At 47.7% G+C, this 15447-nt stretch carries 9 protein-coding genes; 8 read left to right on the top strand and 1 reads right to left on the bottom strand.

Annotation, left to right across the window (positions count from 1 at the left end):
• Positions 1–421: 421 nt before the first annotated feature.
• Positions 422–1183, bottom strand: a complete 762-nt coding sequence (locus BGO59_RS16190; protein WP_293684668.1) for a CpsB/CapC family capsule biosynthesis tyrosine phosphatase — start codon at positions 1181–1183, stop codon at positions 422–424.
• Between the two features lie 720 nt (positions 1184–1903).
• Here BGO59_RS16190 and BGO59_RS16185 point away from each other — a divergent pair.
• The 8 genes from BGO59_RS16185 (at position 1904) to BGO59_RS16150 (ending at position 15444) form a co-directional block, all read left to right on the top strand.
• The gene (locus tag BGO59_RS16185) at positions 1904–2983 is read left to right on the top strand and encodes a hypothetical protein (RefSeq protein WP_293684667.1); all 1080 of its coding nucleotides are present in this window, start codon (positions 1904–1906) and stop codon (positions 2981–2983) included.
• 135 nt (positions 2984–3118) lie between these two features.
• Positions 3119–3976, top strand: a complete 858-nt coding sequence (locus tag BGO59_RS16180; protein WP_293684666.1) for a YjbH domain-containing protein — start codon at positions 3119–3121, stop codon at positions 3974–3976.
• Positions 3977–4040: 64 nt separating this feature from the next.
• Positions 4041–5171, top strand: a complete 1131-nt coding sequence (locus BGO59_RS16175) for a YjbH domain-containing protein (RefSeq protein ID WP_293684665.1) — start codon at positions 4041–4043, stop codon at positions 5169–5171.
• A gap of 149 nt (positions 5172–5320) precedes the next feature.
• Positions 5321–8062, top strand: coding sequence for a putative Ig domain-containing protein (locus BGO59_RS16170; protein WP_293684664.1), 2742 nt, complete (start codon positions 5321–5323; stop codon positions 8060–8062).
• A 241-nt stretch (positions 8063–8303) separates the two neighbouring features.
• Complete coding sequence (locus tag BGO59_RS16165; protein ID WP_293684663.1) at positions 8304–8753, top strand: hypothetical protein; 450 nt, start codon at positions 8304–8306, stop codon at positions 8751–8753.
• 126 nt (positions 8754–8879) lie between these two features.
• Positions 8880–11447, top strand: a complete 2568-nt coding sequence (locus BGO59_RS16160; RefSeq protein ID WP_293684662.1) for a DUF5686 and carboxypeptidase-like regulatory domain-containing protein — start codon at positions 8880–8882, stop codon at positions 11445–11447.
• A 107-nt stretch (positions 11448–11554) separates the two neighbouring features.
• Positions 11555–13492 carry a tetratricopeptide repeat-containing sensor histidine kinase gene (locus tag BGO59_RS16155; protein WP_293684661.1) on the top strand — a complete coding sequence of 646 codons (1938 nt, stop codon included), beginning with the start codon at positions 11555–11557 and terminating at the stop codon, positions 13490–13492.
• A gap of 62 nt (positions 13493–13554) precedes the next feature.
• Positions 13555–15444 (top strand): sensor histidine kinase, encoded by a 1890-nt coding sequence (locus BGO59_RS16150; RefSeq protein ID WP_293684660.1) that lies wholly within the window; start codon positions 13555–13557, stop codon positions 15442–15444.
• Positions 15445–15447 lie beyond the last annotated feature (3 nt).

Raw genomic sequence — 15447 nt, 5'->3', positions numbered from 1 at the left:
AGGCAAGAAACTTTCCAAAATGAGCTAGACTTGGGTGAAGCCACAAACCTAGAAAAATACAACGCCCTCCACAAGTATTGGCCTTGATCCACGAAAGTCTCTATCACCAATTAGTTAGGAAAACCATATTACAGAGTATAAATACTTAAAAACAACTCAATTACCCATTAAACAATAAATGAAAACAAATTATTCTATTTTGTTTTCAAATCCAACAAAATAGATACAAATAAATATAGGCTGTTTTTCTTTGAAACGGATCAGTTGGCCTCCCCTTTTTGCCATCATACAACTCATCTTACAAGTGAGGTAAGAGGCATCGGAAATTTAGAAGAAGAGCCACAGCCATAGTATAGACTAGTAAGTCGTTCCACATTGAAGCTATCTCAACTGAGCAATGAATCGGACCAAGTGAAACGGTTCACAAGCCCTTATTGCGTAAGGGTTGTGCCTTCAACGAATCATAGAAGGAGGATGAAAAAAGAGCCTGTAATGCAGGTAAATCTTCAGGCCGGTGCAAATCGCTCCCGATAAAGTCAACCCAGTTATTCTTGAGGATCAACTTTGCCTGCGTACGCGTGTGTGCGCCATACCGTCCAGTGAGCGACATCCAGTTCAGTTGCATCAGGCAACCCTGATCCCGAAGTTTGGCCAATCCTTCTGGGTCATGCATATAATAAGGATACCGTTCCGGATGAGCTAATACAGGTACGTAGCCCGCAGTCTGAATTCGGAAGATTATTTCATCGAGAAAAAGAGGACGGGCCAGCCACCCTGTTTCGACTAACAGGTACCGCTCCGGACCAAACGCCAGTAATGGGCCAGCTTCTAAGCGTTGAAGGAAAAAATCATCCAGCATGTATTCAGCGGCTACGTCGATAACTACTGGCAGTTGTTCTAACTCAACTTGCTGTTTTAGCGTCTTAAGTCCCTGGAGGATGGTCGCCGAATCATTTGGATATCGCTCATGACTGACATGGGGTGTAGTAATTACTTTCTGAATACCCCAGTCGGCTAGCTGCCGGATACACTGCATCGATTCTTCCAGGACCTTTACCCCATCGTCGATACCAGGGATCAGGTGTGAGTGCAAATCCGTTTGCCAGAAACAGGCCCTCTGGTCTGTAGAAGAATTTTGGTACGTAAACTGGTGCTTAAGCCAGTCCCATAAGCGATTTGTCATGCAGTGAATTCAATAAAACTAACCATTCTGTTACCAGATGTTGGCCATTCGAATTGTCCAATATAGGCTTTTTTTGAGCAATTTTTCAACAATTTACAGTCCAAAAGTATAATCATTCACATTGCCGATCGACATATTGACAGGAATATACAACAGCTCGATCTTTACAGGTAACTATAACTAATTGCCCCAAGATGTGGAATAAGCCAAAAACGTAGCTACAACACGCTAACATACACCCAGGTAGAAGCGGTTAAAGCCTGTATTTAGCTGCCCCTGATACAGACCAACATGCCTATCGCACAGACTGAAATACACGCCTTTAAGGCCTGCTGCAACCCAAACGGTTTGCACTTCGGAGTAGTTGAAACGCGTAATTAGCGAAATTTACAAATCCATCTACCCTATACACTCCAGAATTATCTCGCCGGATAATAAATTCATTTTTAAAATCAGAAGACAGAATAGCTCATAAACCACTAATTACCAATATCTTGCAGTGAACAAAAAAAAGAGGCCGATTACAATACCAGATAATCCAATCAGTTGTCGAATTTGTTTACGAAAGCATATTATACCTTTGATAGATTGATTTTAAGTAAAAGATCAGGTCAAATCATAAACTGAGCACCAGTCGAGTAGCTAATTATCATACACTGTAGTAAATAGGATGGTTGTAGTGCACACCATAGCATTCCCAAGTTTATAACACAATAACACATGAAGACATCTACACAAAGAGCCAGATGGGCGATGTATGGATTAGGCTTTGTCATTCTGATGTACGCCTGTCGGAATGAAACAAGCGAACCGCTCAAGCCTTTTGACACCGCTGCGCTGACCAAGCAGTTAAAGGATTTGCAGTTGCCAAATCTACGGGCAACTCCACCCAATGCGGTTTCTACAACGGCGGGTGTCATTACCCCATCCGCTACTGCGAATGCTGTATATAACGGCATTGCCAATAATCCAACCACAAGTGGGGCAGTCTCGCAGGCAGTCATCGACATGAACAATGCACTGGCGGCCACCAGCAACACGTCGACAGACATCAACAATAGCTTTACTCCTCAAGTCCTGAATACGCTGGCTACGGGTGGGGGATTACCTACAGCTCTGCAAAGTAAAGTAGATGCGTTGACTGGCAACTCTAATTTACAGTCATATCTGCCGACCTATTCGTATCCGACGGTAAACAACCAAACGGTAGGCCCAACAACGGCGGCCGTTACAGGACCTACTCCGATAACCGTACAGGTAAAAGCAATCAATATTGCTCCTATCAATTATCCGAGTTCGGGGGATCCCTGCTTCAAAGCAGCTAACGACCTTTTCGATGATAAAATTGCAGGTTTGTCAACGGATCTATCCAGCCAGATTGCTACAATCAACCAATCGTATGATCAGAGCAAATCGGCGGCAGAAGGTGAAAGACCGAGCTGTGTGAGCGATAAAGTATCGCAATATGCAAACCTGATCGTGGCAGCACAACAAGGGCTAAATACCAATATCACGAATCTAAACTCCGCTCAGGGGGCGTTAGGTACAGCCAACTACAATACATTAAAGTCGTTGATTTATGTGCTGTATGCGTATCAGATTCAATTATACTACAAGGTTCAAACAGCCGAAATCAACGTCTGTGCTATCAAATCAACACTGATGGTTGCTGAAGCTAAAGTGGCCCGGGATACGGACCTTATCACGACCATTACGAATTACAACGCTACAATTCAGACGGCTCAGAAGCTCGTACTTGAACTGTACGATAGTTGCCACAACCAAGGTAGCGCTCAATAAGCTCATACGGGAGTACGAATCGCCTGAACTTCATCAGAACCCTTATTCGCTTGTATTCTGTGAATAAGGGTTCTTTTACAAAAGGCCTTTTATTACGGAGTACCCGTTCCCCATGTTCGGTCTCCGCTTTTAAACATGACTAAAGTTGTACGGCTGGGTTATCAGACAAAAGTGGGTTTATGGCTACTAAGCCTGTTGGCTATCTCCAGCTATTCGTTTGCACAGGTGAATATTTCGGGAAAACCAGGGCTAATGAATATCCCAACGGCGCGTATCCTGGCAGATGGTACGTTTTTGATCGGGTATCATTACAACCCATCACATTATGATCCCCGATCAGACAATCCAAACGTGAAGAATACTGGTAATGTGGGAGAAGGGCAGTCGAACAGCATTTTTTATGCGACTCTGGCCCTGTTGCCACGGCTTGAGATTAACATTAATGTGTTTCGGGTGAATGGCTATATCCCTGTTAATGAACGCGGAATAGGTGATCGCCAGTTTGATATTAAATACGCTGTGCTGACCGAACGGGAACGAAGACCGGCTGTTGCCGTAATTGTGTCGGCTCCATTTGGGATCGACAACTCCCTGGTCACCTATGCGGCAGCAGCCACGAAAAATTTTACCCTGACCGATCAACTGACAACAGAAGTTACGATTGGATTCGGTAGCCCATACTATTTTGATCGAAGTGATAATCGGGGTAACGATTTCGATATTTTTTCAAACTATAAGTTACATAACAAAAACGAGCGCTCAAATCCCTACTTGTCGGGCCCATTTGGCGGGGCTCGTTTCACGTATAAGAAGACTGTCGGCGGCATGGTAGAGTGGGATTCACGTCATCTGAATCTGGGAGCTTACGCTACCCTGTTTAATCACTGGACCATACAAGCCGGCGTTATCAACTTTGACCAGGTAACGTTTGGTACCTCTTATGCCACATCGTTATTCCATTTGCCAAAACGACTCAAGCGTAAAGGAGCCTGAATTCATACATTCCTGTTGCCTGGCTAACCCTAACAGCAGGACCATAGTAAGTCATTAGTTCGTAGTGGTACTAAAACCGTTTATTCGATTTCCGCTTGCTGTATTGCTACTGGGGCTCCACCACTGGAGTTACGGCCAGCAAGCTCGGCAGCAGGTATTAACCAATTTTGAAAACCTGACCATTGACAGTATGCAGAACCGGGTCTATTATGAGCAGCGACTATACCGCAATCCAATGATTGGATTGCTGGAGCTTAGTCAGGCCCTAACTAGTCCGGAGCAAACGGAATTCGTTCCACTGGTTCAGGGCGTACCGATTGCTGGTTTTCAAATCGGCTCATCTGTTCGTACCAGGCTGTTGAACCAAGAGGAGCGGAAGCAGCTAGCAAAGCAACTTCCTTTTGGTCAGAAACGGTACAAATTCGATTTCCGAATCCAACCCGAAGTCATAGCGAACTTTGGATTTAAACTTGACCCGTTTCAAACGAAAACGAGCCTGCTACTCCAAAGCCAGCTTTACCTGACCCGTGGTTTAGCCCTGAATTTTGGCATAGTTTTCCCGCTTACCAATAACTACGATAATCAGGCCATGAACATTCGATCAGGCCCTTTCTTCCTGAATCAATTCCTGGCCTTTAATCGTCAGCATTTTCTATTGGCATCGGCGGGTTTGTTCTATCTGAACCAGTATGGGCTCCACGTACAATACCGCTGGGCAAACCTGACCAAGCCCTGGTCGGCAGGTTTGGAATCAGGATTAACAGGGTATTATTATTTTCCACGAACGGGTATTTATTATGAATCTATGAAAAACTTAACGTTAGTTGGCGATGTGGCTTACCGGATCAATGCCAGGGATGTCACGCTGAAGCTGTCGGCTGGTCAATTTCTCTATGGGGATCAGGGTGGGCGGTTTGATTTAATTCGGCAGTTTACTTCGGTAGAGGTCGGTGTATATGTATCAAAAACCACAAGAGGCTCTACGGCTGGCTTCAATTTTACAATCCCTATTCCACCTGGCCGAATCGTTCAGGGAAAGCGGGTTCGACTTCGCAGTTCGGAGGAGTTCCGTTGGGAGTATACCTACAATGGCAGCGGTGCAAACGTGGCTTACAGGCCAAAATCTGGCAATCAACTGGATGTTTTGCTTCGTCAATATCATTCAGGTTATCTGACGAATCAACTGCGTGAATAACAATATTCTGGCTTCGCCGTATAATAAATATATAGTTCTAAAAACGGCAGAGATGACCATATACTAGTCTCGTTAAGTAGTTTCTTATCTCTTTTTTCATTTATCTTTGAGTCAGTCCACTATCCTTTGTAGATAACTCATTCATTGTTATGCGATTACATCTACCAAATCACTTCTGTTTAGTCGTTACACGGTGCCTCGGGTTACTACTCGGCCTAACGATTGCTGTCCACGCCCTGGCTGCTCCCAAGCATCCATCCATGAAGCCAACCCTAACGTCGGCTTCAAGCTTTACCAATCCCTGTGGTTTAACGCCACCAACCTTAAATCCAAGCTCGCTAACAGTCGCTCAGAATTCTCCGAGCGTTAGCATCACAGCAACAGGATGTTCGGGCGGGATCATTCAGTATTTCAACAACTTCGGAACACCTGCGGGTGTCAATACCGTTGCTCCGGGTAGTGCAATCAGTATTCCAACCAGCCAGACTGGCTTGATGATTCTGTCGACGGCCTGCTCAGCCAATGGCTGTCTGAGCGATGTGAGCAGTGCCACCATTACGATTACGGCCTCAACTAGCTCTGCCCCTCCGGTTGTTTCAAACACCATTCCTAATCAGACGGCTACCGTAGGCACTAACTTCGTGTATGTGATTCCGGCTAACACCTTTAGCGATCCGAATAATGATCCTTTGACGCTAAGTGTAAGCACGCTTCCATCAGGTTTGTTCTTTAACGGATCGGTGATTACAGGCCCGCTATCACAAACCGGAAGCAGCACTATTCTCGTAAAAGCGACCAATACCCATAGCTTATCTGTCAGTACCAGCTTTAACCTGAATGTTCTTCCGGGAACACCTATGCTGAACCAGCCGCCAACGGTAGTAGGAGGTGGTATTACCTCCCCACAAACAGCTACGCTGGACGCTGCCTTCTCAACCCCTACAGCCTATGCGTTTACTGACCCAGAAAACGGTCCACTTACGTATTCGTCCAGTAGCTTACCGCCGGGATTAAGTATAAACCCGAGCACGGGTATCATCTCGGGTACACCAACCTTAAAAGGCCAATTTGGTGTAACGGTTGTAGCAACGGATAATGGCGGCCTAAACACAAATGCGGGTTTCCTCCTGAATGTGATCTTGAATCCAGCGATCAACTACCCGCCTTATGTTGTAGCTACTGGTATCAACACACCCCAAGCGGTTACGAAGGGAACGGCGGTTTCAATACCAACGGATTATGCATTCGCTGATCCAGAGGGGCGCCCTTTCTCCTATATTTCAAGCCCACTGCCAGCTGGATTAACGCTTAACCCGACAACAGGTCTTATCTCGGGAACACCTACCAACTACGGTACATTCGGGATTACCGTTGGGGCAACTGATGATGGTGGTAATACAGCATACAGCGGTTTCTATCTGACTGTCAACCTGAACCCAGGTATTAACGAGCCTCCTTATGTGGTTGGTAGCGGCATTACGACCCCGCAGTCGACGTATCTGAATGATGGTTACAATTTCCCTACTGCTACTGCATTTGCTGATCCAGAAGGCCGGACACTTACCTATGTGTCGAGCCCATTGGCTCCAGGTTTAACACTGAACCCAACGACTGGGGTTATCTCGGGTACACCAGTGGCTCCAGGTCAATATGGTATCACTGTAGGTGCAACCGATGACGGTGGGAACACAGTATACAGCGGATACTTCTTAAACGTTGTTCTGGATCCGGCAATAAATTATCCGCCAATTATCGTTGGAAGCGGCCTGTCAAGCCCGCAAACAGGTACCAAAGGGGTAGCCCTAAGTATTCCGACAGCCTATGCCTTCAAAGATCCAGAAGGTCGCCCGTTGGGCTATCTCTCAAGCCCGCTTCCTGGCGGTTTGAGCATCAACCCAGTCACTGGTGAAATCTCGGGAACACCTACCAGTTACGGTACATTCGGGATCACCGTTGGTGCAACCGACGATGGCGGTAATACAGTATATAGCGGTTTCTACTTGACCATCAACCTGAATCCTGCTATAAATGAGCCTCCTTATGTAGTTGGAAGTGGTATTACAACCCCACAAAGCGGTACTATTGGTATCTCTTTAACTATTCCAACTGCCTACGCATTCTCGGATCCGGAAGGTCGTACATTAACCTACATCTCAAGTCCGCTTCCTGCTGGTTTGACCCTCAACCCGGCCAATGGCGTAATCTCGGGAACACCTACCAACTACGGTACGTTCGGGATCACCGTTGGGGCAACCGATGATGGTAGTAATACAGCCTACAGCGGTTTCTATTTGACCATCTATCTGAATCCTGCTATAAATGAGCCTCCTTATGTAGTTGGAAGTGGTATTACAACCCCACAAAGCGGTACTGTGGGAGTCTCTACAACTATTCCAACTGCCTACGCATTTTCTGATCCAGAGGGCCGTACGATTAGTTATATTTCGAGCCCATTGCCTCCAGGTCTTTCGCTTAACACAAGCACCGGAGAGGTTTCAGGTACGCCAACTCAGCCAGGTTACTACGGAATCACTATTGGTGCAGTGGATGATGGTGGGAATACAGTTTACAGTGGTTTCTACTATACCGTTTATGCCACAGGTGGTGGCCGTTTAGCAGCGGGTAACGAACTTAAATCTTCACTGACAGTTACTGTCTTCGGTAACCCAACAGCTAATGAAAGTGTAGAAGTTGAGGTTCGTGGAGTTAGTGGCCAGGCGCTTTCATTAAAGACAATTGATGGCTCTGGTCAGAAAGTAAGTGAAACCGCTATTGAGCAGGCAGGGGAAACTGAACGGATTCGGGTGCAGCTTGGTCGTTCGGCAGGAATGTACTTCCTACAGGTCAACACCTCGACGGAAAACAAACTGATCAAAATCCTGAAACAGTAAAGCCTACATACATACTTTTGAAAAGGAGCAGGTTTATACTTGCTCCTTTTTTATTTGGGTTCTATCAGGTTCAGGCCACCAGATAATCAATACGATCTATCGGGACTCATTCCATCATAGGGTTTGTATTCCTATTTAAATAACGTTCATTGAGTCATGCCCTCCTTGATGCTACTGTTGACAGGCATAGTACTGCCCTATCTTTGGCTCTTTACCAATCAAAGTTGCCGCTGCAAAGCCTGTGGCTCTTATTATCTATTTCGTTCGAATTGATTTCAGTAATATGCGTTGGTTATACGGATTAATTATCATTGGCGTTGGCCTAGTCTTATATCTAAGTTGGGAACCGAATCCGGCGTTACGCTCTGTTTGGTTTGTTCCCGACTGGGTAGCCAAGTGGACAGATACACAGGCACATGAGAGTTCACGAACGGGCGTTCCATTTGTGTTTCTCGGTTTATTTATCGGAATATCTCCATTGCTTTCCAACAAATCATTCAAACACTGGCTGGTGGCATTACTGATTCTAGTAGCGGTGCTGATTGCTGCTGAAGTGGGGCAATTGTTTATCCCTACGCGTCATTTCGAATGGTATGATATCGGTTGGGGAGCGCTTGGTTCAGTCCTGGGCCTACTAACGGCTGCTCTTGCCCGCTTTATTCTGGTCAAACTAAACTGGCAGAAAAAGTAAGCGTGTTTATTCAGTTCATTCAACCATTTTATCAATTGGCTGATCAAATTTTCCTGTTCATGTTTTAACTGTTTTACTGCACAGCCTGACACCCAGAATTTTGTCTGTGCAATGCAGTAAAACAACATGAAAACGAACGCTTTATCCTCATTTATACGCATCCGGAGTCTATCAACGCTAAAGGGGTGTATTCACTTAGCAGGCTGGCTGATTATGCTGATGACCCGACCAGCCATTGCGCAGGTACCCTCAGTATTCTCTGAGATCACTGGTCGCATCATCGACCAAAGTACAGGGCAGGGAATTCCGTTTGCGTCGGTAGCAGTTAAAGGTAAAGCGGTTGGTACGCAGGCCGATCTGGAAGGCACGTTTCAATTATCGCTACGGCAACCGGCCGATTCACTACTGATATCGGCACTGGGGTATCAGGCCAAAACGGTGGCTATTTCGAATCGTAACAGTCAGATCGAACTACTTCCTGCGGCTGCCCAATTGGCAGAGGTAGTCGTCCATGCAGGCGAAAACCCGGCCTTTCGAATTCTTCGAGCTATTCATGCCCATCGAAAGCAGACTGATTTCAGCCAGTTAAGCGGGTATGACTACGAAGCCTACAGCCAACTTGCTATCCGAATCAACAACCTTGACGAACACTTTCGGCAACGGAAGCCCATCCGCGCTGTATTGCAAGCACTGGAAAAGAAACAGGGTGGAAAACAGCTAGAGGAACTCCCGGTGTTTTTATCCGAAACCATTTCACATATCTACGCCCGACAACATCCCCAACACCTGAAAGAGCATATCCAGAAAACCAACATCAGCAGTGTGGGTATCACCGACGACAGTTATGTTTCTCAATTCACCGGTGCAGGTTTCAATACGCTCAATTTTTATAAAAACCAGGTAAGCCTGTTCAAAAAAGAATTTCTATCCCCGCTGGCTGCTGGCGGGCGAACGGCTTATACCTATTTTCTGGCCGATACAGCTCAGGTGGGCGAGTACACGTGCTACGGAATTGATTTTGACCCTAAAAATGAACGGGATCTTGTTTTTCGGGGAACGATGTGGATTGATACGGCCAGCTATGCCTTAGTTCGTATCGAAGCCAGCGTCGGCTCGGTAGCCAATATCAACTTTATCAAGCAGATAGCTATTGAGCAAACCTATACGATGGTATCAGATTCGGGTAGGGTTTGGCTACCTGAGTCCACTCACCTGACCGTTGAGGTTGGTGAGTTCATACCGCATACGTTCGGTGCCATCGTCGATTACCTCACTACAGTTCGTCGACCACAGATAGGACAACCTAAACCCGTCGATTTTTTTACGGTCGATGTAGAGTTAGCTGACGATCGTTCGCAGACTCCGGCAGATTACTGGCCTACCCAACGTGAGCAGACAATCCCATCAGCAACCTTCGACCAGACGAGGGCCATGCTCGACACGGTTCGCAATTTACCTATTGTCAGAGCCTATACGAAAGTAGGGCAGTTTCTCCTAAATGGTGGTTACCTGCCTCTCTGGCGGGGTATCGATTTGGGGTCCGTCTACTCCATGTGGGCATATAATCCCATTGAAGGCAATCGGCTACGGATTGGTTTACAAACCAACAATGCATTTAGTCGCCACTGGCAGTTGGCTGCCTATGGGGCTTATGGAACCCACGATAAGGTCTGGAAAACGGGCTGGGAAGTTAACTTTATTCCTTCACGCCAGCCTCTAACTATACTTTCACTGAAACACAGCTACGAACTGGAGCGACTAGGTTATCGGCAGGAAGATATTGCTGATAACTCGTTTTTTCGAATCACCAGCCGGTTTGGGGCGTACCGGCAAGCCTACTATCAACGTGAAACGGCGTTGACAGCCCAGCGAGACCTAGGTTCTGATTTTACCCAGACAGCTGGCGTTCGGTTCCGGGCAATGAATCTGCTGTTTCCATTTGCCATCAACCAACCGGCAGAATCACCCAATCTCCTAGGGGCCAATCCGACGGTGCAAAGCCGGGAGTTTTTTCTGGAAACCCGCTATGCGCCAGGCCGTCTCCCGAATCGTCGGGTTACTGGTCGTCGCATCCGTCGCCGGACGACTGAAACCGCGCCTATTGTCACCCTTCGTTATACACTGGGCTCGTCATCGGTACAGGGGAACCGACTGGGTACCTACCACAAATGGCAGTTGCAATGGGATCATGCACTCCGCTGGGGGTTGTGGGGCAAGACACAGTATACGGCTCGGGCGGGGTATAGCCCTTCGCTCCTACCCTACCCATTGTTGGAAATGCACCTGGGCAATCAAACCCCGTTTTACAACCGCAATGCGTTCAATTTGATGAATTTTGCTGAATTCACCAGCGATCGATATGTATCCCTGGCCATCGAACACAAATTTGATGGCCTACTAACGAATCGACTTCCACTGGTCCGGCGTTGGGGCTGGCGTTCGTTCGTGACCGGCAAACTGTTGTGGGGGCACCTAAGCAACGAGAACCGGGCGCTGATGGCAACGCATGATATGACAGGCAAGCCAATTCCACCCATCCGGTCTTTAGGGTCGGTGCCCTATGTAGAAGTGGGATACGGCGTTGAAAACGTTTTTAAGGTATTGCGTATTGAAGCGCTCCATCGCCTGACTTACCAGAATAAGCCAGGCAATACGACCTTTGCTGTAAAGCTATCGATGCAAATCAGCCTTTGACCAATGTGCCGGACCCGCCCATGCGGGTCTATAAACCTTTTGCTAAAGACATTATAATTTGGGCAATATTTGATTGATATTTATAGGATTATCGATAACTCGTTATCATGAAATCCTGCTTCTGTCGAATTGTCCTTATCCTTTTTGTGACCCTTCTGCCTAAAGACACTCTGATGGCTCAGGTACCTAATTCGCTCGATTCGGTTCGTATTTACCTCAAATCACATACGATTCAGGATACCAATTACGTCATTGCCTTGAATGTACTCGGTCGTGAACTTCACTCAGGCACCAACCCCGATTATGACGCTGCCGACTCTATTCTGCAGGTTTCCGAAAAACTGGCCGGTAAACTTCAGTATGGGCTGGGTCTGGCAAAAGCCTATACAAACCGGGGGTCTATTTATTACCTCACGGATCGCCCTCAATTAGCCCTTACTTATTTTCAGAAAGCCTTAACGGCCGCTGAGACCTATAAACTCACCCCTCGATTCCGCTGTGGAGCTATGGCTAACGTAGCGGCTGCGTATGAAAAACTTAGTGAGTATGGTAAAGCCGTAGCTATTGGACTTCGGTCACTGCGCGTGCAGGAGCAGTACGACATTCAGCCCCGAATTGCGACTACCTACGGTGGTATTGGTAATGCACTCCGAGCCATGAAGAAGTACTCGGAAGCGCTCACGTACTACCGGCAGGGACTAGCTCTGGCAAAAGCCGAGCATAATCCGAGGGGAATGTCTATCACTGAAAACAATATGGGGATTTGTTATGATGAGCTAAAGCGATATGACCAATCTATTCCAATCTATAAAAAAGCCCTTCAGCACGCACGAGAGGTAAAATTTGATCTGCTTCAGGCCGACATTCTGGTCAACATCGGGCTTGCTCTGAATGCATCAGGGCATTCGCAGGAAGCAATTCCGTATGTTGAACAATCGCTGGCTATCGGTCGGAGTCAGAACCATAAAGAAAGTATGGCTACGGCTTACTTCAACCTGGGCCGTATTTATGAAGACCTGAAACAGTATAAGCCTGCCGAGGCTAACCTGAAAAAAGCTCTGGAACTGGCTACCGAACGGGGCGATAAGGAGCAGCTTGCCAACTATACCCAGGCTCTGGCCGATCTCTACGGAGGGCAGAAAGATTTCCAGCAGGCCTACGCGTTCCAGCTCGAAAAAAATAAACAGATCGACTCGGCGACTGCCATTCGGACCAGTACGGAAGTGCAACGGCTGGTCGCCAGTTATGAAACCGAGAAAAAAGAGGCTCAGATTAAACTGCTTCGCCAACAGGCTCAACTCCGGGAGGAGGAACTGGCCCGGCAACGATTACAACGAAACACCCTCCTGCTAGGGGGACTGTTGCTGCTGCTGCTGGGGGCATCCGTCAGTGGATGGCTCCTCAACCGAGCCAAACTCAAACGGCTCCAGGAAGCCCAGACCTTGCGCAAACAGATTGCCCACGACCTCCACGATGAAGTAGGCAGTACCCTCTCCAGCATCTCCCTGCTCAGTGGCCATACCAACGAGCTGCTCAGCCAGAACCGACCCGAATCGGCCCAGAAGATGGTCCAGAAAATCTACACCGATGCCCGGCAGATCCTCGAATCCATCGACGAAATCATCTGGACCATCAATCCCGGTAACGACTCGCTGCAACGCATTGCGCTTCGGTTGCAGGAGTATGCCCAGCCGTTGATGGAGTCCAAACACATCGCCTTCACCTTCGTGGTAGACCCTTCGCTGGATGAGTTGCCGGTCTCGATGGAGGTTCGCCGGAGCCTGTACCTGATTGGCAAAGAAGCCATCAACAACCTGGTCAAATACTCACAGGCCACCCAGGCGACCGTCAAGTTTGAGCTAAAGGCCAACCAGTTGCAGGTGCTCATTGAAGATAACGGCCAGGGTTTTAACACGACACAAATCAGCACTCGAAATGGGCAGACCAGTATGCAGGAGCGGGCGCAGGCCATAGGTGGTACGTTGGTCATTCATTCAGCCCCCGAAAAAGGAACGAGTCTGGTAGTTACAACCTCATTGATCTAAACCGAACACCCGTGTTGATTCCATTTTACAAAAAGTCCCCATATTTCATTCTATTTACGATTTTGAGCCTGCTGCTGGCTGGTACCAGTACTGTTCTGGCCCAGGTACCCAAATCGCTGGATTCGCTGGAAACCTACGTTCAGACACATACCCCAACGGATACCAACTACGTGATCGCTCTGAATGAATTAGGCAATCTGATCACCCGCAAAAAAGCCGACTATAACCGGGCCGATTCCGTACTGCATCTGGCCGAGGCAATAGCCCGACGGCTGAACTTCGGTCGTGGGATGTACAGGGCGAATACCAACATGGGGTCCAACTACTTCCTGTCGAACAGGCCCCAGCAAACCCTTGAGTCGCTTCGGAAAGCACTCTCCATTGCCGAAGCCTACAAATTCGACACCCGTACCATAGCACGCGCCCTAACCAACCTGGGTACAGCCTATCGGAAAGCGAATCAATTCGAAAAATCAATCGAGGCCTACCTGCGCTCGCTACGGATGCAGGAGCAGTACAATCTGCAACCCCGAAATGAAGATACGTACAATGGGATTGGCCTGACACTGAAAGATATGCATCGGACGCACGAAGCCATAAGCTATCTGAAACAGGCATTCGTCTTAAACCAAGCCCTAAAGAGTCCCTACGGAATGGCAATTTGCGAACAGAACATTGGTAAATGCTATGACGATCTGGGGCAGCCAGCAAAAGCACTAAGCTATTACAAATCAGCCCGAAGCCATGCGAAAGAAGCCGAATCAGAACTACTCCAGTCCGACATACTGGTCAACACAGGTCTGGTCTTACGCCAACTAAAACGTTTTGATGAAGCCCGGCAGGCCATCGAACAGGCGCTGGTTATTTCCAGAAAGCAGGAAAACCAATCGGCTATGGCTACGGACTATTTCAATCTGGGGCAGGTGTATGAAGAGCAAAAAGACTATAAGCTGGCCGAACGCTACATGAAACAGGCGCTTGCGCTGGCCAATGAGCAGGACGATAAACCCAAGATTGCCATCTATACCCAGGGTCTGGCCAATCTGTATGGCGGCATGAAAGACTTTCACCAAGCCTACGTTTACCAACTGGAACGAAACCAGAAGATTGACTCCACCACCACCATTCGAACCAACACGGAAGTACAGCGACTAATCACCAACTACGAAACCGAAAAGAAAGAAGCCCAGATAAAACTGCTTCGTCAGGAAGCCCAATTGCGCCAGCAGGAAACCCAGCGGTTTCAACTCCTGCTTTTTGGTAGTATTCTGTTACTCTTACTGGTAGCCGTAGGGAGTGCGTGGTTACTAAACCGGTCTAAACTCCGCCGTCTGGAAGAAGCCCAGAACTTACGCCAGCAGATTGCCCACGATCTCCACGATGAAGTAGGGAGCACCTTATCCAGCATTTCCATGCTCAGCGGCCATACCGATCGGTTACTGAGCCAGAATCGACCTGAATCGGCCCAGAAAATGGTGCAGAAAATCTATACTGATGCTCGCCAGATTCTGGAATCGGTCGACGAAATTATCTGGACCATCAATCCGGGAAATGATTCGCTCCATCGTATCGCCCTACGCCTTCAGGAATATGCCCAGCCGTTGATGGAGACACAAGCCATCGATTTTCGATTTAGCGTCGATGCTTCGCTGGATCGGCACCCTGTCTCGATGGAAGTTCGAAGAAACCTGTATTTAATTGGTAAAGAAGCCATTAACAATCTGGTTAAATATTCGCAGGCCTCTCAGGCTACAGTACGGTTTGAACTAAAAGAAAAGCAACTACAGGTTGTCGTTGAGGACAATGGGCGGGGGTTTGTACAAGATGCGTTGACTAGTCGCAATGGACAGACCAGCATGAAACAACGGGCGCTGGCAATGGGTGGTTCATTGGAAATAAACTCGGCTCCAGAACAGGGAACGCGATTGGTATTCACTACGTCGCTAGCATAAAAA

This window comes from Spirosoma sp. 48-14, from assembly GCF_001898575.1.
Taxonomy (GTDB): Bacteria; Bacteroidota; Bacteroidia; order Cytophagales; family Spirosomataceae; genus Spirosoma.
Note: the sequence above shows the minus strand (reverse complement) of the source record. Positions and strands in the feature narration are given on the sequence as shown.